This is a genomic window from Marinobacter sp., from assembly GCF_052091845.1.
GTDB lineage: Bacteria > Pseudomonadota > Gammaproteobacteria > Pseudomonadales > Oleiphilaceae > Marinobacter.
On the sequence record NZ_JBQDCO010000025.1, the window covers coordinates 20,013 to 37,496 of the forward strand.

Genomic DNA, 17,484 nt, shown 5'->3' on the forward strand with positions numbered 1-17,484 from the left:
ATCATGAAAAAATGCGTTTCACGAGCTGAAGTAGGTATTCAGGGAACCTTGCTCAACCACTCCGGGCTTTTGAATTTACTCGTTACCAGCGCCTCGGCGTCCGCCAGTTCCTGAGCCGTATATTGGCTGAGCCGGGTGTCGTATCTCTGCTGGAAGTGGTTGATGAACGCCTGGATAATCGCTTCGCGCTCCATACCTGTCTGGCTGCGCATCGGGTCAACCCGTTTATTGGCGCTGGTTTTGCCTTTGTCAGACAGCTTTTCACGACCAATTCGTAAAACTTCCAGCATGCGCTCTGCGTCAATGTTGTAGGCCATGGTCGCATGGTGTAACACCATGCCATTGGAGAAGCGCTTTTGAGCGGCACCGCCGATTTTGCCTTGGTCCGACACTATGTCGTTTATCGGCACATAATGGGCGTTGATGCCGACATCAGCCAGGGCGCCTAACACCCAGTCATCCAGAAAGGCGTAGGATTGCTCAAAGCTCATACCATCCACCAGTGACTGAGGCACCGCCATTGAGTAGGTAATGCAGTTGCCCGGTTCCATGAACATGGCGCCGCCGCCGGTTACCCGGCGAACGACCTCTATGCCATGGCGCTCGGCCTGTTCCGAATCGACTTCGTTCCTGAGTGACTGGAACGAACCTATCACCACAACCGAATCCGGCCAGTCCCAAAAGCGCAGCGTGGGTCCTCTCTGGCCAGTGGCTACAGCATTAACAATCACTTCATCCATAGCAACATGCTGGGCCGCCGGTAAGCTCAGCGCCGGGATAACCTCGAATACATGGTTGTACCAGGTGCTGGCTTTACCCAACGCCCGGCGCAAGGCGATGGCAATGGCTTTGGGCGAGAATCCCACCATTACGGTGTTTTCATCCACTACAGTCTCGATGGCCTGGATAATGTGCTCTGGGGCAGCATGTTCGTCCAGGCCAACAAGAGCCTGGTTGATGTGCTCCAGGGTCGAATCCGGCTCCAGGAAAAAATCGCCGGAGATACTCACCCGCGCCAGTTGGCCTTGCTCAACGTCAACGTTCGCCACCACCAGCTTGCCGCCGGGAACCTTGTATTCACCTTGCATATTCGCCTCGCTATCACGTTGTAGTGGCCGGTAAGTGTTTAACCTTAGCATGAGCCGAATTGTGAGTTCAGCATGCTGTTACAGGGCCTGATTAATTTTGCAAGAAGTAATCCAATGCGTTTGCAGTTCGTAAGTGGCTATGCTGCGATAGCTTTCCCGATTTTGGATCACTCGTTAAGGATGCTTGTATATGGACGCTCTTGAAGCTCTCTGGATTAAGGGGGGTGGTTGGTCGCCCTGGATATTTATTGCCTGCCTGATGGTTGTTCTGCTGGTGGCAACCCGTATTGTGCATGTCGTAGTGAGGGCCCTGGCAAGCAAAGCCAAACCGTCACAACATGTCTGGCGGAACGCGCTGTTGGTGTCGTTAAGTGCGCCGTTGAATGGTTTCATTTGGGTATCAGTGCTGACCCTCGCAGCCAGAGCATTTTATCCGGTGGGCAATAATGCGCAGGTTGATTCCGCTTTGCCGTCGCTGTTCCAGGTGGTGTGCACCTTGCTGATGACCTGGTTTTTGCTGCGTCTGGTCAACAACGTACGCAAAAATATGCAGTCCCAGTTGGCAAGTCGTGGCAGTGATCTTGACCAGACCGCCGCCGAGGCCGTCAGCAAGCTGGCTTGGGTGGTGATTATTGCCAGTGCCGTTCTGGTGGTTATGCAAACACTGGGCATTTCCATCGCCGGCTTGTTGGCGTTTGGTGGCGCTGCCGGTATTGCGGTGGGTTTCGCCGCCCAGAACCTGGTGTCCAACCTGTTCGGCGGTCTCACCGTGTTCGCCAGCCGGATTTTCAAGATAGGCGAGTATATTATTATCCCGGGCACGGATTTGATGGGTGAGGTGAGGCACATTGGCTGGCGCTCGACGCTGGTCATGGGGTTCGATCGCAAGCCTTTTTACATTCCCAATGCATTGTTCAACTCCAGTACGATTATTAATCACTCTCGAATGGAGCGTCGCTGTGTTGAGCAGACTATTCATATGCGTTATCAGGACATCGACAAGGTTGAAGCGGTTATCCGCCGTGGCAACGAGTTGATCACGGCCCACCCGGGCATTGACCAGGAGTTCTTTGTCTTCCGCTTTGACAACTATGGCGAGCGTTCTCTGGAGCTGTTCCTTTATGTGTTCCCGCTGGCCACCGGGTATGTGGATTACATGGTGCTAAAAGAAGAGGTGTCTTTGAGTATCGCCCGTATTATCCGGGAGGAGGGCGGAGAGATCTTGCCGGTAACCAGCATCAGTATGCCCGAACGGCGCCCGGAGGCAGAACCGGACGAACATAGGGCTCCGGTTGCGGCCCACTGACTGTGAGCTGGCTCAACCCGTCGCAAACCGCCGGACCGGGCTAACCCCGGTTCCGGTGAGTTTATTCGCCAATCTGGTTCGTTATTCTGCACTTCGCAAAAACTGCGTCGGCAGTTGCTCAAAGAACAACTGAATGGAATGTGATGCTTCACGCTGCAGGTGGAATTTTTCCGGCATCAGAAGCCACAGGTAGACCATCCCGGTCACCTGCACCTGCAAATGCGTAATGGCGCTGTCTGTATCCAGGTTCTGGGGCAGTTTCCGATTTTGCACCGCTGTGTTGAACGCTTCGCGCATTCGCTCCGAGCCAATCAGGGCGTTCTCTTTCAACAAAGAGCCGATCGGCTCGTTCTGAGCGGTGATCTCGCACTTTTGAAAGATAATTTCATACACCAAGCGACGATGTGGGTTGTGCTCTATATCGTGAATTACGTGCAAAATGGACTGCTGCAGGCGGGCAAGGGAATCCTCTTCACCGGAGGCTTCCAGTGCCGGGTTTATCTGCTCGAAGGTCAATGTCTGACGATCAAGCATTGCTTTAAAAATGTCCTGTTTGTTCTTGAAATGCCAGTAAATAGCTCCGCGAGTAAGCTTGGCTTCTTTGGCAATGTCATTCAGTGACGTCTGCGCCACGCCTTTACGGTGAAACACAATTTCCGCGGCATCAATCAGCTGCTCTCGGGTTTGCCGGGCTTCCTCTTTGGTTCGGCGCGCCATGCCGGAATTCTCCTTGTAGGTATTTTTACACCATGATATCACTTTTATACATTCACTGGTGTATGTATAGTGCAAGTCCTTAAATTCCGCAGTTGGAGAGCAGAGTGAAACGCATGAAATTCAAGCATTCGATGGCAGGCCTTATGGGGGTCCCGATCCTGGCCGCTATGTTTGCTGTCCCGGCTATGGCGGCAAGTAACGGCTCCGAGTGGTCAGTGGGTCTTGGTCTTGGTGGCGGCTGGTCACCGGAATACCGGGGTGCCGACAGTTACTCAGCCGAAGGATTACCCTGGGTGCAGGTGGAAAAGGGAAGGTTGTCTGTCAACCCGGTGACCGGGCTGAGCTACGACCTGCTGGCCAGTGAACGCTGGACTCTGGCTCCCACCCTCTCTTACGCCAAAGGCCGGGAAAATACCGGCGCATTGGCGAATTTCGAAGATGTGCACGGCGGCCTGATGGCTGGTGTGGTGCTTAACTGGACCAGCCATCACTGGCAACTGAATGGCGATATTGCGGCGCCGGTAAGTGGCGATATCGAGGGTGTACGGGCACGAGGCTATTTGCGTTACCGGGGCCAGATTACCAAGCGCCTGTTGTTTGCCACAGGCCCCGGCGCCTCCTGGGGCAATGACCGCTGGAATCAGGCACTGTTCGATGTATCTGCCCGGGATGCCGCTCGCTCTGGTCTAAGCACCTACATTGCAGACAACGACTATCTTCGCGCCAGTATGAATGGTCGGCTAACCTATCTGGTTACCCGCCAGCTGAGCGTATCCACCGTGGCCCGGTACAGCCGGTTGCTTGGCGATACTGCCGACAGCCCGATTGTCAGCACCGTAGGCGATGCCAACCAGTGGCATGGCAGCCTGGCAATTAACTATCAATTCTGATCTTTCAGTTAAAGGAACCTGATTCATGAACCGTTTGTTTTTGCGGAACACCGTTGTCATAGCGGTATTGGCAAGTTTGCTCAGCATTGCTGGCTGTTCCGGTGAAGAGCCGGAACCCGCCCAACAAACGGCCGCGCCAGCAAGGCCTGCGGCTATTCAGACCATTACCGGCGCCACTCTTGGAAACAGCGTTTTCAATGGGGTGGTTCGTTCCGCCGAGCGGGCTGAACTGGCGTTTCGGGTTCCTGGCAAGCTGATTGACATGCAGGTGCAGGAAGGCGATCAGGTTGCTGAAGGCGATGTGCTGGCGCAGCTGGATCAGGAAGAATTTTTGCGCGCGGTGAGTTCTGCAAAAGTGGAGTTTGACAAAGCCCAGGCGGATTATCAGCGCGGCGTGCAGATATTCGAATCCACTCAGGCAATTGCCAAGAGTGATCTGGAAAAACTGAAAACCAAGCGCGATCTGGCCAGAAACAAACTGTCCAACGCCCGCCAGGATCTTGAGAACACCAAGCTCAGGGCGCCGTTTGCCGGCGTTATCGCGAAAAAATCCGTCAGCAATTTTCGCAACGTTAATTCCGGCCAGGCGATATACGTGCTGCACGATCTGACCGATCTTGAGGTGGTGATCAACATCCCCAGTCGCCTGTTTCTGTCGCCAGCCCGACAAAAAAAGGCGTTTGCAACGGTTGAGAATGATCGAGGCGAACGCTTGCCGGTGGTGTACAAAAGCCATTCTTCCGAATCGGATTCGCTCTCCCAGACGTTTCGGGTGGTGCTCGGCTTTACTGATCTGAAAGAACAGAATGTGTTGCCCGGCATGAACGCCCGGGTGTATCCCATTGAAAACGGTGCGCCCGGCAAGATGGTTATCCAGGTACCTGTTCATGCCGTGATGCCCACTAATACCGGCGAGGAGTTTGTGTGGCTGATGAATGATGACGGGGAGGTGACAAAAAACACCGTCCGGATAGGTGGCCTGCTGGAAGACAGGGTAGTGGTAAAGGACGGCCTGAAGCCGGGCGACCGCATAGTCGTTGCCGGTGTTCATGCACTCACTGAGGGCATGAAAGTTCGCCCCCTTGAAGAAAAGGGGCAGAAATAATGAATCTTGCAGCCTACGCCATTCAGAAGCGCACCAGCTTGTGGGTGATTATTTTCCTGATTCTGCTGGGCGGCTACCTGAGCTATACCAATCTTGGACGATTTGAGGATCCGGAGTTCACCATCCGCAAAGCCGTCATTATTACCTCCTATGAAGGTGCCAGCGCCCAGGATGTGGCGGATGAGGTAACCGACCCCATTGAAGCCGCCGTGCAGTCCATGCAGGAGGTAAAGAGGGTTGATTCCGTGTCCAAGCAAGGCCGCTCGGAAGTGAATGTGGAGATTGAACTGGCGTTCTCCAAAACCAAAGCCGAACTGGAGCAGGTGTGGGACAAGCTGCGACGCAAGGTGAACGACGCCCAGCGGTCCTTGCCCTCGGGTGCCGGCCCTTCTTTTGTAAATGACGATTTCGCCGATGTGTATGCGCTGTTCTATGCCATTACGGCGCCAGGGTACAGTAGCAAGCAGTTGCATGATTATGCCGATTTTCTCAGCAAGGACCTGGCTCTGGTAGACGGCGTTGCCAAGACGGCCCTCATTGGTGAGCGCGAAGATCGCATTTACATCGAAATCTCCAGCGAGCGCCTGGAAAACCTGGGGGTTAGCGCCGAACAGGTGTATCAGGTGCTGCAAAAGCAGAACACCATTACCGTGGCCGGTGATGTGCAGGCGGGCACTATGCGCCTGCCTGTGATTCCGGAAAACGCCGTCGGCAGTTTCGAGCAATTGAAAAACCTGCCGTTGGGGATTGGCAATGATGGGCAAACGGTGAAGCTGCAGAATGTGGCGACGGTTAAACGTGGCTATCAGGAACCCGCTGCCTTTTTGATGGAGTATAACGGCGAGCGGGCCATCGGCCTGGGTATTTCCAATGTGTCCGGTGGCAATGTGGTGGAAATGGGTGACGCCGTGAAAGAGCGCCTGGCCGAGCTGGACGAGCAGCGCCCGTTGGGTATGGTCCTGAACCCGGTTTCCATTCAGTCGGATTCGGTGCAGGCTTCCATAACGGATTTCATCAGCAATCTGGCGGCGGCTGTGGTGATCGTTTTCGTGGTGTTGCTGGCGTTTATCGGCCTGCGCTCCGGGGTGATCATCGGCTTTGTGTTGCTGCTGACCGTGGCCGGTACGCTGATCATCATGCTGATGGACGACATTGCCATGCAGCGGGTTTCTCTGGGGGCGTTGATTATTGCCCTGGGCATGCTGGTGGATAACGCCATTGTGGTCACCGATGCGGTGCTGGTGAAACTCAAAAACGGCGAGGACAGATACCAGGCGGTGCTGGATGTGGTGCAATCCACCAAATGGCCGTTGTTGGGCGGTACGCTGGTAGGCATTCTGGCGTTCAGTGCCATCGGCTTGTCGCCCAGTGATATGGGCGAGTATGCAGGGTCGCTGTTCTGGGTGATTCTGTATTCCATGGCGCTGAGCTGGGTGTTCTCGGTAACGGTTATACCCATGCTGTGCTACCAGTTCCTTACCGTGAAACAGACGAATGAACCCGTCTCGGAAGGAAAAATATTAAGGGGTTACCGCCAGCTGTTGCAGTGGGTTCTCAAGTATCGGAAAACCACCGGGGTGGTTCTGATTGCGCTGTTTGCCGGTGGCATCGCCGGTACCGGCCTGGTGCCCCCGGGCTTTATGCCGGATTCCCAGCGGCCGCAGTTTGTGGTGGACGTATACCTGCCACAGGGCTCGGATATTTCCCACACCGCCAATGTGCTGGGCAAGGTGGCCGAGGATGTCAAAGCCCATGACGGCATTACCGATGTCACCTCTTTTATTGGTGGCGGAGGGCTCAGATTCATGCTGACCTATTCGCCGGAGCCCCGGAACCCGGCCTATGGGCAATTGCTGGTGGATGTGGCGGATGAAACCCTGATTTCGCCGTTAATCAACGAGCTGCAGGGCGAACTGACGGCCGCACACCCGGAAGCTTCGATCAAGGCCTGGAAGTTCATGCTGGGCCGGGGCGGCGGCAAGAAAATAGAAGCCGGCTTCAGTGGCCCGGATTCAGCGGTGTTACGCCGTTTGGCAGAGCAGGCCAAAGCGCTGATGGCGCAGGATGACAACCTGATCGCGGTGCAGTCTGATCCGGCGCCGGGGGTGGGCACCAACGAAGCCTTTGCGTCCATTCGCTCGCAGATCGAGTCTATTGAGCGACCACCTGGCTATGAATTGACCTGGTACGGTGAGTACAAGGCCTCAAAAGACGCCAACGAGGGCCTCGCTATCTCGGCACCCTATGGCTTTGCCGCCATGATTCTGGTGGTGGTGTTCATGTTCAATGCCATACGTCAGCCTTTGGTGATCTGGTGCACGGTGCCCTTTGCCTTGGTGGGCGTGGTGATTGGCCTGGCGTCATTCCAGGCGGCGTTTGAGTTTATGGCTATTCTCGGCTTTTTGAGCCTGATTGGAATGATGGTAAAAAACGCCATAGTGCTGGTGGATCAGGCCGACAACGACGTTCGCGCCGGTATAGAGCCCTTTGACGCCGTGGTACATGCCTCCATCAGCCGGGCCAGGCCGGTGGTGTTGGGTGCATTGACCACTATACTGGGGGTGGCACCCCTGCTGATGGACCCCTTTTTCAAAAGCATGGCGGTGACCATTATGTTCGGGTTACTGTTTGCAACGGCCTTGACGCTGGTTGTTATTCCGTTGCTGTATTCAGTATTGTTCAGAATCCGCAGCCCCGAACCTGCATAGATATAGGGAGATGCCGATGCTCGCCGCCTTGATTACCTGCACTTTGGTAATCGCTATCGCCACATTGCTGCCTTTGTGGCGAAACCCTCACTGGTGTGTGCGAAGCTGGGACTTTCCCCGGCTTCAGCTTGCCGTTCTGGCGCTGGTACTTATCGTTGCGCAACTGATTTTTCTGGAGTGGGGTGATATCACCACCTGGGCGCTCGTCAGCATCACAGGGCTGGCATTGGGGTTACAAGTCTGGTGGATACTTCCCTATACAGCGCTCTGGCCCAAGGAAGTCAAGGATGCCAAAATTCAGAGCCCTGAACGAAGCCTATCCATCATGACCTCTAATGTGCTGACCCCCAACCGTAACGCCGGCGCGCTGATTGCACTTGTCAGACAGCACAAGCCAGACGTGCTGGTGACGCTGGAATCCGATCAGTGGTGGGAAAACCAGCTGGCTGTATTGGCGGATGAAATGCCTTACCGCATAGAGTGTCCTTTGGATAACCTTTACGGCATGCATGTATTCTCCCGCTTACCTTTACACGAGCCTGAGGTGTGTTTTCTGATTGAGGAGAAAGTCCCCTCAATGCATGCTTTGGTGGAAATGAAATCCGGGCAGAAGGTGCGCATGCATTTTGTGCATCCAGCGCCGCCCAGCCCCACCGAAAACGAAGAATCCGGTGAGCGCGATGCTGAACTGGTGATTGTTGGCCGCAGTGTGGCAGACAGCGATGAGCCGGTGATCGTAACCGGTGATTTGAATGATGTAGCCTGGTCACCCACCACACGCCTGTTCCGAAAGGTCAGCGGGTTGCTGGATCCCAGGGTGGGGCGAGGGTTCTTCAGCACGTTTCACGCCGACTACCGCCTGTTGCGATGGCCGCTAGACCATCTGTTTCACAGCCACCACTTTACCCTGGCCTCCCTCACCCCGTTGCCTTCCATCGGCTCGGATCACTTTCCACTGTTCAGCCGCCTGATGTTTGCGCCTGTCAGGGGAGAGGATCAGGAAACGCCAAGCCCTGATGGTGACGATAAGGGGTTTGCAAACCAGATTGTCCGGGAGCAGGGTGCCAGCAAGCACGATGTGCCCGAGCCGGGGGAGTAGCCAGTTTTAATTCAAACAGCTGCAACATTAAGGAACCTGCCCATGCACAAACACACCCTGCTTGCGATTGCTATAGCAACGGTGCCCTTGATAGCACAGGCCGACATAACCTCGGCCACCCTGTACCCCTCACATGCCCAGCTTACCTGGGCGCACAGTGAACAGGTGGAAGCCGGCGCGGGCACGGTTATTATTGAAGGATTGCCGGAAAGTCTGCAAGCGAACAGCCTGAACGTGAGCCTGGCCGGCGTGGATGGGGCGCAACTCCGCCAGGTACAAGTGCAGCGGGTTGAACAGGCAGATTATGTTGCGGAGGAAACCCGCAGCATTCGCAAGCAGCTGGCTGAGGTGTCCTTGCGCATTCAGCAACAGCAAGATGTCATCCAATCATGGAATCAGCAGGTTACCCTGATGAGCAGTGCCGCCAAAGCGTCGCATCAGCTCTCAGCCTCGGAACTGAACGAGATGGCAGCCGCACTCAAAACCACCACACAGAGTGCGCTGTCTGAGATACGGGGCATTCGTGAGGCCATGTCCGACGACCTTGCGCTGAAAGACCGGCTTGAACGGGAATTATCAGCCGTGAGGCAGGACGCCCGGGCCACCAAAACAGTACAGGTTCGTTATCAGGTACCCGGCAGCGGCAGGCTTCAAGTAACGCTCGGGTTCCAGACACCACAAGCCAGGTGGCGCAGCGAGTATACCGCCCGCCTGAATACCGAACCGGAAGCCCCGGCAAAAGGTGAGCTGGCGCTGGAGCATCTTGCGGTGATTCAGCAGACCACGGGCGTCGACTGGAACAGCGTTGAGGTGCGCCTTTCAACCGCCAACGCACGGCGCGGTACCGGCATGCCGCCGGTCCATTCGTGGGTGGTCAGCCCCGAACAGCCCCTGACATTCAGTGGCAAGTCGTCCGTTAGCCGGGCCGATGCGCCCATGATGGAGGTCAGCCAGGAACAAACCGTCGCGATTAACCGCCAGAGCACGTTTACCCAGAGTTATAAATTGCAACAGCCGGCCGATTTACCCAGCGGCTCAGCGGAACAGAGAATAACCGTATCAGAACATACGATGCCGGTGAACATCGCCACCTGGGCTGCACCGGTACTGGATGCCACCGGCTACCTGCATGCTACCGGCACTCTTGAAACTGAATCACCGCTGCCCACTGGCCGGGTGACGTTATTCCGGGACAACCAGAGTGTGGGCCAAAGCCGGCTACCCGACATAGCAGACGGTGAGGAGCTGGCTCTCGGGTTTGGTGTGGATCGTGGTATCGGCGTAACCGTGGTCAACGAGCTGGAGCGCAGCGGCGAAGAAGGGCTCTGGAAGAGTGAGAATGTGCAGAGACGACAAAACCGGTTTGAAGTCACCAACCACCACGCACAGGCTGTGCAGGTGCGAATTTTTGATCGGCTTCCTGTATCGCAGAAAGACATTCTGACGGTAAAACCCTTAGAGATAAGTGAGCCGGTACAGCGCAATGTCGATGACAAAAAAGGCGTCCTGGCCTGGGAGCGGGAAGTGCCGGCCGGCGAGACTGTTACCCTGAAATCCGGGTTTGAAGTTCGGGTTCCCGAGGGTACCTCGCTGCCAAGGCTGTAACCGGAAGAACCGCATAGGGCACGAGCGTCTGATTATCAGGGCCTGCAGGCAGATACCCGGCCTTTGCATAAAGCCCAGGAATATCCCAGAATTCAAGGCAAGGCTCGGTTGTATTCCTGAAAGAGGATTTGGTTAGCGCCTTCTAAACGCTTACAGGAGGTAGATCATGCCAGACGCACATCTGCAGGAGGCACAGCCCACCACCGGCTCACACTCCATCGACAGAGTCATCAGCGACGTGCTCACCAAGGCCGACGTTGTTATAAATGGCCCCCGCCCCTGGGATATCCAGATTCACCACCCGGACACGGTCTCCCGTGTGGCCCGCCAGCGCTCGCTGGGGCTGGGTGAGTCCTATATGGATGGCTGGTGGGATTGTGAAGCACTGGATGAGTTTTGTTTTCGTATTCTTAAGGCTGGTGCCGAGGGTATTGCCAAAAATCAGCTGACCCTGACACTGCAGTGGCTTACGTTCCTGTTTCACAACCGCCAAAGTGCCCAGCGCGCGCCCCAAGTGGCCAGGCAGCATTATGACCTTGGCAATCAGCTTTTTGAATTAATGCTGGGGCGCACCATGGCTTATAGCTGCGGCTACTGGCACGAGGCCCAAACGCTTGACCAGGCACAGGACGCCAAACTGGACCTGGTATGCCGCAAACTCGGCCTTGAACCGGGGATGACACTGCTGGATATAGGTTGTGGCTGGGGCAGCCTGTTGGAGCATGCGGCCAAGCACTATGGTGTCAGCGGAACGGGCGTAACCCTTTCCGAAGAGCAGGTGGAGGGTGCCCGCGTGCGGTGCCAGGGGCTCCCCGTAAAGATTCTGCTGGAAGATTACCGCGAGCTCAGCGGTCGCTATGACTGTGTGGCGTCCATCGGCATGTTTGAGCACGTGGGGCGGCGCAATTATACAACTTTCATGGAGACCACCGCCCATCTGCTTCGGGACGATGGGCTGATGCTGCTGCACTGCATAGGGGAAAACAAAAGTACCGCGGAACACGACCCCTGGATTGAGAAATACATCTTCCCGAATGGTGAGCTGCCGTCAATCAAGCAAATAGCGGAGGCGGCCGAAGACCGGTTTGTGGTGGAGGATATGCACAACTTCGGGCCGGACTACGCCCGCACGTTAACAGCCTGGGATGCCAATTTCCGGCGCCACTGGGGCACACTGAAAACACCGTATGATGAACGCTTCTACCGCATGTGGCGGTACTATCTTAATCTGTGTGCAGGGGCTTTCCGGGCTCGTAATACGCAGCTCTGGCAGTGGGTGTTTTCAAAACCGTCGCAGCGGAATACAAGCTACCGGGCGCCTCGATAAAACGCACGCGGTTATTTCGGATAGCCGGTGATTTGCCGGATTTTCCGGTATAGCGGCTGCAGTTGAGGGTACATCTTCAGATACACCTCCGAATACAGCTGCTCGTATAAAGCCTGTGTGTCGGGCTGTGGGTAGAAGGTGTCGCCCACTCGTGTCATCTGCGCCACTGCGGTTGCAAAATCCGGGTGCAGGCCAAGGCCCACAGCCGCATCAATAGCCGCGCCCAGGCCAGACGTTTCATAGGTGTGGGGGCGTTCTGCCGGCAGACCGAATACGTCGGCGGTGAGTTGCATGGCGGCATCGCTTTGTGAACCGCCGCCCGCCACGCGCAGGGTTTTGATGCGCACACGGCTGCGTTTTTCAATGTTTTCCTTGCCCTCCCGCAGGGCGTAGGCCAGGCCTTCCAGAATGGCGCGGTAGATGTGGGAGCGGGTGTGCACATCGCCAAACCCGATAATAGACCCCTTGGCCTCGGGGCCTGGTTGTTTTACCCCGGGTGACCAGTAAGGTTGCAGCATCAGCCCCATGGAGCCGGCTGGCACTTCCCGTACCAACTCATCGAACAGGGCCTCCGGCTCAATGCCACGCTGTTTGGCAAGGGTCTGCTCGCGCAGGCCGAATTCCCGTTTGAACCAGCTGACCATCCAGAATCCACGATAAATCATCACTTCAGTGGAATAGTGCCGGGGGAGGGCCGATGGGTAGGGCGGCATCAATTTCACCGGCTCTACGTAGCGGTGGTTGGTGGTATTGATGGTGGCGGTAGTGCCATAGCTCAGGCACCCGATATCCGGCGTTAAACCGCCGGAGCCAAGTATTTCACAGGCTTTATCCGAGGCTGCAGCGATTACTGGCAGGCCTTCTGGAAGCCCTGAATGGTTGGCTGCCTCTGAGGTAAGATAACCCAAAACAGAACCAGGGCTGACAAGCTCAGGCAGCATGGACTTCTTTACCGGCATCATGTGCCATTTGAAATCCCGTTTTCCAGCCCAGCAATGTTTCTTGTAGTTAAAAGGCAGGTAGCCTACCTGGCTGCCGGTGGAGTCCTTTAAGTGGCCGGTTAAGCGAAAATTCAGATAGCCGGACAGTAGAACGAAGTGTCGTGTCTTGTTCCAGATTTCTGGCTGGTTTTGCGCTATCCAATTGGCTTGAGCCTTCTCCCGAAAGCGATTAATTGTGTCTTCAAGCCTGGTCAGTTTGAAGAGCCAGCCCCAGGCGCCTTTTACTGGCCCATCAACTTGAGCATGACGTTGGTCGAGCCAGATAATGGCGGGACGCAGTGGCTTGCCGTTGCCATCGAGATTGATCACCGTGCCACGCTGGGCGGTGACGGTAACGCCCATAACCCGGTCGGGTGTCACGCTGGTAGATTGCCAAAGTTGCTCGCAGGCCCTGCCCAGGCTGTCCCAGAAATACTCCGGGTGTTGTTCGGCCCAACCAGGCCGCTCGGAAAAGTATGGCTGAATTTCCTGCTTACCTTTGGCAACCAGGTTGCCCTGGCGGTCGAAAAGCAGGGCGCGAACGCTTTGTGTGCCGTTATCTATGGCCAGAATCAGGGGCTCGGGATTCATCTTAGTGCTCCGGCCGGTCAGGCAGCGAATAGGCCTGATGCCACAGCGCCAGATAACGGATCTCTTCACTGTGCCATCGTTCGTCGTCCCAGCCCAATGCACTCTGGCAGTGTTGCTTCAGGCTTGGCAACAGAGCTTTACCGCCCTTCGGTGCGATCAAACCAAGCCGGGTGCGGCGTAGCATCAGGTCATCCAGGTGTTTTACATCTTCCTGCTTGCACGCCCATATCACTTCCGCCCACAGCAGTTCACCCGGCACTGCAAGTGAAGCCATCTCATCGTTTACGAGCTCGGTGGCTCCAGCCTGTAGAACAGCGCTAAGGTCTGATCCATAAAAGCCCACAAGCCGTTGCCAGTTCTGGTGACTGATATGCTCTGGGCGCAGGGGCTGGGCGGTTTGGTGAAACACCGGATCTGTTCCCGGGCGTAATCGCTCTTCACTTCCAAGCCCGCGTGCCAGTGCTTCCCTTGCGATAAGCCGAAAGGTGGTGAGCTTGCCACCGGCGATACTGATCAAGCCATGATCGTCACGTAATTCGTGCTCCCGACTTTCTTTTGATGGGGCTTTGGGGCCGGATGCGCTGGGTTCTCCTGTTACAACAGGGCGAACCCCCGCCCATGTGGATAGCACGTCGGTTCTGGAAACCGCCGCACTCGGGAACAGGCTGTGGGATATTCTCAGTAGATAATCGAGCTCTTCATCGGCGATACGGGGTTCGTTATCCAGATTATGTGTATGGTCCAGGTCTGTGGTGCCCAGGACGGTTGTGCCGGCCCAGGGAAAAGCAAAAACCGGGCGTTTATCATCCGGGTGAAATAAAGAAACCGAGCAGGAAACAGGTAGTTTTTGCCAGGGAACAACCAGGTGACTGCCGCGTAGTGGGCGAATGGCCATGGGCTTTTGCCCGTCCACGGGCTGCTGTAGTCGGTCGGCCCACACGCCCGTGGCATTGATAATCAAAGGCGTATTAACGGTGAACGTTTCGGTTGTTTCCTCTGCCTGCAACTCAATACCACTCACATCGCCGTTCGTTCGCAGAACGTTCACCGCTTTTACGTAGTTCAGGCACTGGGCGCTGTCTTTGCGGGCTTCGGCTATTACCCGCTGCACCAGGCGAGCGTCATCGGTTACCGCATCGGTAAAGCCACTGGCTCCCGCCAGGTTTTTGGTATTCAGGCCTGGGACCCATTGCATGGTTTCGCTTGGTGTCAGAACGTGGCGAGAGGGTGAGCGGGCTATCCAGTCGTACACTCGCAGCAGAATTTGGAACAGCCGTGGACCGGGAAACTGTTGCTGAAAGTGGGGCATGATGAACCGTAAGGGGTCAATCAAGCCCGGTGCCTCAGCCATCAGTCGCTGACGTTCTGTCACAGCATCCCGGGTCAGCCGGTATTGGCCGCTACCAAGATACCGAAGGCCACCATGCACCATTTTCGAAGAGCGGCTGGAGGTTCCCCATGCGAAGTCCTTTTGCTCAACCAGCAGGGTAGTCAAACCACTGCCGGCGGCTTCCCGGGCGATACCCGCACCGGTAATGCCACCCCCGATAACCACAACATCAAATGAGTGAGTGTTACCCCGGAGCTCTTTGAGGAGCGAGTTTCTGCGCCCCACCTGGCTTATTGCGCTCATGTCGCTCACTCCAGAAGTGTTTTCGGGTTGAGAATGCCTTCCGGATCAAAACTCTGGCACAGGGAGCGGATGGCAAGCATGCCTAATTCGCCTTTTTCAACCGGCAGAAAAGGTGCGTGGTCTTTACCCACCCCATGTTGATGGCTGATGGTGCCACGGTTGCGCACGATTAGCTCAGAGGTGGTGTTTTTGAGGTGTTTCCAGCGGGCCAGGGTCTCCTCGTAGCTGTCCGCAACCCGGAAAACATACGTGGTGTAAATGCTGCAGCCCTGTCCATAAAAATGGGACAAGTGAGTAAATACATGGGTGCGCTCGCCCGGGCTTTCTTCGCGGGATTGAAGGCCTTGGCGAAGGCTGCCTTCCATAATGCCAAGCAGGTTGTCTACGTTGTCCCAGTCAGTGGCGGTTTCGAGCGTGTCCACGGCGTAACCCAGCTCCCAGAGTGCTTCCCGAAGGTAGGGCATGGTAAAGCGCTTTTCGGCCCATTTTTTACCCATATGGGTGCCGGTATACACACCCTTGTATTCGGAACAGATGCGCCTGGCTTCCTGTTTTGCACCGGTGCACTGATGTTTACTGCCGGTCAACCCGAAGGTCATCATGCATTTGCCCTCGGCAGAACCGCGTAAGGAAAGGAATTTTTCCAGCATGCCGATAAGGTGCGGGTGGCCAGCCAGCGCCAGTTGCGTCTCTGTCTCAGTAGCGTTGCTGAGTCGCAACATGGAAAGCTGAGTGCGATTCTGCACAAGCTTGCGGCAAGCGTTTCGGGCGCTGTCCCAGTCCGGGAAAAACACAACATGAAAGCTCTCTTGCTCCGGCAGGCGAGTGATTCGGACTTTGACTTCGGTGATCAAGCCTATGCGGCCCTCGGATCCTAAAAACATCTCGCGAATGTCCGGGCCAGCGCTGGAGGCCGGAATGGTTGGTAAATCCAAAGTGCCTTTCAGGGTTTCAACTCTTCCACCAGCGAATAACTGCTCGATTCGGCCGTACCGTAACGATTGTTGACCGCTGGAACGGGACGCGACCCAGCCACCGATCGTTGAGAGTTCAAACGACTGCGGAAAGTGACCAAGCGTGTAACCATGTGCCCGTAACTGAGACTCTACGAGCGGGCCCGGCGTACCTGCACCAAATGTGGCTATCTGGCTTTCCCGGTCCAGATCTATAAGGCGGTTCATGCGACCCATGTCTATCGTCAGCACAGGTTTGTCGCTAACCAGCGGGTTAATGTGCCCGGCAACACTTGTGCCGCCACCATAGGGTATCAATTCCAGATTGTTGGTCTGGGCATAGCTCAGTAGCTTTTGCACATCAAGATTGCTCTCGGGACACGCAACCCCGTCCGGGAATACTCCGATATCACCGCTGCGCATCGCTAGCCAATCTGGCAGGCTCTGACCACGAGCGTGGCGCACCCGAGCTTCAGGGCTGGTGTCGATCAGGTTATCGACGATGGTATCAACGGGGAGCCGGGTCGCAGTCACTTTGTCGCACACAGACGGGAGGGATACATCCTTCAGTGGCTTGCCGGAACCTACAAGATCTGAGAGAAAAGCCTGCCCTTGCGCAGGAAGCTCCAGATTAAATTGCTCATCACCCCAGCCATTCCAGCGTCGCATCAAATTACACTCCCGTTGGTAAATGAATAGACTTCAGTCTATCGATTTATACAGAGCTTATATATGTCCCATGACGACATTGACTGTGTCATTTACCGACACAACAGCGTCATTACCGATACAACAGCGTGACGGGAAATTTGAAAGGCTAGCCGTTGGTGCGAAGTCGCTCACGAAGCTGTTCGAGGCGCTTGCGAATTTCTTCGCGGCGCTGCTGGTCATTTTTTGCAGGCGGGGTAGATGAGGCTGGCCGGTTGCTGGCGGCTGGTTTTTGGCGCCGTTGTGTCGATGTTTGTTGGCGATTGTCGGCGTCGGACGAGAAGCTCATCCCGGTTTGTTCTTCAGACTCTGGAAAATACAGGTTTTCGAGCTTGCCTGAGCGATCAAGAATAACGCGGTTGGCGTGAACAGAGCGCAGTTTAGCATTGCCAGGCAACTCATCCCCTACAAGAAACACGTCGGTATTGCGTTTATCGTCTTCTATCAAGGCACTGCCCGGGAAGTCACCCTCGGCTGCGAGTACACCTCGAAGGGTAAGACGCAGATTGGTTTCTGGCAGGTCTTCGGTGCTTTCTGCTGCTGCCGCTCCGTCAGTCCGGGCTGTGCCAAAGAAGGCCAGGGATGCAAGTGGCAGACTAGGCGAGGTATGTTCTTTGGCTTGTGATTGCGCGGTAGTTTGTTTGTTCCCGGCCGGTAGGTGGTTTTGCGTTTGCCAGAAACTATAACCTTGCCATGCGGTCACACCCACCATGGCTAACCCCAGGATAAAAGCCAGTGCAAGTGGAACCTTTGGATTAATTGAAAGCATTGATT

General features: G+C 55.7%; 13 protein-coding genes. 7 read left to right on the top strand and 6 right to left on the bottom strand.

Annotated elements, in window-relative coordinates; all coding sequences use genetic code 11:
- Positions 1-38 precede the first annotated feature (38 nt).
- Positions 39-1,088 carry a lipoyl protein ligase domain-containing protein gene (locus ACTHYN_RS09710; RefSeq protein ID WP_441812249.1) on the bottom strand — a complete coding sequence of 350 codons (1,050 nt, stop codon included), beginning with the start codon at positions 1,086-1,088 and terminating at the stop codon, positions 39-41.
- 190 nt (positions 1,089-1,278) lie between these two features.
- Between ACTHYN_RS09710 and ACTHYN_RS09715 the strand changes: the two genes are divergently transcribed.
- Positions 1,279-2,394, top strand: a complete 1,116-nt coding sequence (locus ACTHYN_RS09715; protein WP_441812250.1) for a mechanosensitive ion channel family protein — start codon at positions 1,279-1,281, stop codon at positions 2,392-2,394.
- 81 nt (positions 2,395-2,475) lie between these two features.
- On the opposite strand, the gene ACTHYN_RS09720 is transcribed toward ACTHYN_RS09715, so the two are convergent.
- Positions 2,476-3,111 (bottom strand): TetR family transcriptional regulator, encoded by a 636-nt coding sequence (locus ACTHYN_RS09720; protein ID WP_441812251.1) that lies wholly within the window; start codon positions 3,109-3,111, stop codon positions 2,476-2,478.
- Between the two features lie 113 nt (positions 3,112-3,224).
- Between ACTHYN_RS09720 and ACTHYN_RS09725 the strand changes: the two genes are divergently transcribed.
- From ACTHYN_RS09725 to cfa, 6 genes are all read left to right on the top strand, one after another.
- Positions 3,225-4,001 (top strand): MipA/OmpV family protein, encoded by a 777-nt coding sequence (locus tag ACTHYN_RS09725; RefSeq protein ID WP_441812275.1) that lies wholly within the window; start codon positions 3,225-3,227, stop codon positions 3,999-4,001.
- Between the two features lie 25 nt (positions 4,002-4,026).
- On the top strand, positions 4,027-5,106 hold the full coding sequence (locus ACTHYN_RS09730; RefSeq protein WP_441812252.1) for an efflux RND transporter periplasmic adaptor subunit: 1,080 nt from the start codon (positions 4,027-4,029) through the stop codon (positions 5,104-5,106).
- A complete protein-coding gene (locus ACTHYN_RS09735) occupies positions 5,106-7,814 on the top strand; it encodes an efflux RND transporter permease subunit (RefSeq protein WP_441812253.1) in 2,709 nt (902 codons plus the stop codon). The genes ACTHYN_RS09730 and ACTHYN_RS09735 overlap by 1 nt, the downstream gene beginning before the upstream one ends.
- Positions 7,815-7,830: 16 nt before the next feature.
- Positions 7,831-8,913, top strand: coding sequence for an endonuclease/exonuclease/phosphatase family protein (locus tag ACTHYN_RS09740; protein ID WP_441812254.1), 1,083 nt, complete (start codon positions 7,831-7,833; stop codon positions 8,911-8,913).
- Positions 8,914-8,955: 42 nt separating this feature from the next.
- Positions 8,956-10,518, top strand: a complete 1,563-nt coding sequence (locus ACTHYN_RS09745; RefSeq protein WP_441812255.1) for a DUF4139 domain-containing protein — start codon at positions 8,956-8,958, stop codon at positions 10,516-10,518.
- Positions 10,519-10,684: 166 nt separating this feature from the next.
- Positions 10,685-11,845 carry a cyclopropane fatty acyl phospholipid synthase gene (gene cfa, locus ACTHYN_RS09750; protein ID WP_441812256.1) on the top strand — a complete coding sequence of 387 codons (1,161 nt, stop codon included), beginning with the start codon at positions 10,685-10,687 and terminating at the stop codon, positions 11,843-11,845.
- A gap of 11 nt (positions 11,846-11,856) precedes the next feature.
- On the opposite strand, the gene ACTHYN_RS09755 is transcribed toward cfa, so the two are convergent.
- From ACTHYN_RS09755 to ACTHYN_RS09770, 4 genes are all read right to left on the bottom strand, one after another.
- Complete coding sequence (locus tag ACTHYN_RS09755) at positions 11,857-13,416, bottom strand: FGGY-family carbohydrate kinase (RefSeq protein ID WP_441812257.1); 1,560 nt, start codon at positions 13,414-13,416, stop codon at positions 11,857-11,859.
- Between the two features lies 1 nt (position 13,417).
- Entirely contained in the window at positions 13,418-15,049 is a 1,632-nt protein-coding gene (locus ACTHYN_RS09760; protein ID WP_441812258.1) for a glycerol-3-phosphate dehydrogenase/oxidase, read from the bottom strand.
- A gap of 5 nt (positions 15,050-15,054) precedes the next feature.
- Complete coding sequence (locus ACTHYN_RS09765) at positions 15,055-16,671, bottom strand: FAD-binding oxidoreductase (RefSeq protein ID WP_441812259.1); 1,617 nt, start codon at positions 16,669-16,671, stop codon at positions 15,055-15,057.
- A gap of 148 nt (positions 16,672-16,819) precedes the next feature.
- Positions 16,820-17,479, bottom strand: a complete 660-nt coding sequence (locus ACTHYN_RS09770) for a type II secretion system protein N (RefSeq protein ID WP_441812260.1) — start codon at positions 17,477-17,479, stop codon at positions 16,820-16,822.
- Between the last annotated feature and the right edge of the window lie 5 nt (positions 17,480-17,484).

What these genes read in the sequence shown, in the direction of transcription:
- ACTHYN_RS09710 (WP_441812249.1), bottom strand. Translation starts at nt 1,088, where the DNA reads ATGCAAGGTGAATACAAGGTTCCCGGCGGCAAGCTGGTGGTGGCGAAC.
- ACTHYN_RS09715 (WP_441812250.1), top strand. Translation starts at nt 1,279, where the DNA reads ATGGACGCTCTTGAAGCTCTCTGGATTAAGGGGGGTGGTTGGTCGCCC.
- ACTHYN_RS09720 (WP_441812251.1), bottom strand. Translation starts at nt 3,111, where the DNA reads ATGGCGCGCCGAACCAAAGAGGAAGCCCGGCAAACCCGAGAGCAGCTG.
- ACTHYN_RS09725 (WP_441812275.1), top strand. Translation starts at nt 3,225, where the DNA reads ATGAAATTCAAGCATTCGATGGCAGGCCTTATGGGGGTCCCGATCCTG.
- ACTHYN_RS09730 (WP_441812252.1), top strand. Translation starts at nt 4,027, where the DNA reads ATGAACCGTTTGTTTTTGCGGAACACCGTTGTCATAGCGGTATTGGCA.
- ACTHYN_RS09735 (WP_441812253.1), top strand. Translation starts at nt 5,106, where the DNA reads ATGAATCTTGCAGCCTACGCCATTCAGAAGCGCACCAGCTTGTGGGTG.
- ACTHYN_RS09740 (WP_441812254.1), top strand. Translation starts at nt 7,831, where the DNA reads ATGCTCGCCGCCTTGATTACCTGCACTTTGGTAATCGCTATCGCCACA.
- ACTHYN_RS09745 (WP_441812255.1), top strand. Translation starts at nt 8,956, where the DNA reads ATGCACAAACACACCCTGCTTGCGATTGCTATAGCAACGGTGCCCTTG.
- cfa (WP_441812256.1), top strand. Translation starts at nt 10,685, where the DNA reads ATGCCAGACGCACATCTGCAGGAGGCACAGCCCACCACCGGCTCACAC.
- ACTHYN_RS09755 (WP_441812257.1), bottom strand. Translation starts at nt 13,416, where the DNA reads ATGAATCCCGAGCCCCTGATTCTGGCCATAGATAACGGCACACAAAGC.
- ACTHYN_RS09760 (WP_441812258.1), bottom strand. Translation starts at nt 15,049, where the DNA reads ATGAGCGCAATAAGCCAGGTGGGGCGCAGAAACTCGCTCCTCAAAGAG.
- ACTHYN_RS09765 (WP_441812259.1), bottom strand. Translation starts at nt 16,671, where the DNA reads ATGCGACGCTGGAATGGCTGGGGTGATGAGCAATTTAATCTGGAGCTT.
- ACTHYN_RS09770 (WP_441812260.1), bottom strand. Translation starts at nt 17,479, where the DNA reads ATGCTTTCAATTAATCCAAAGGTTCCACTTGCACTGGCTTTTATCCTG.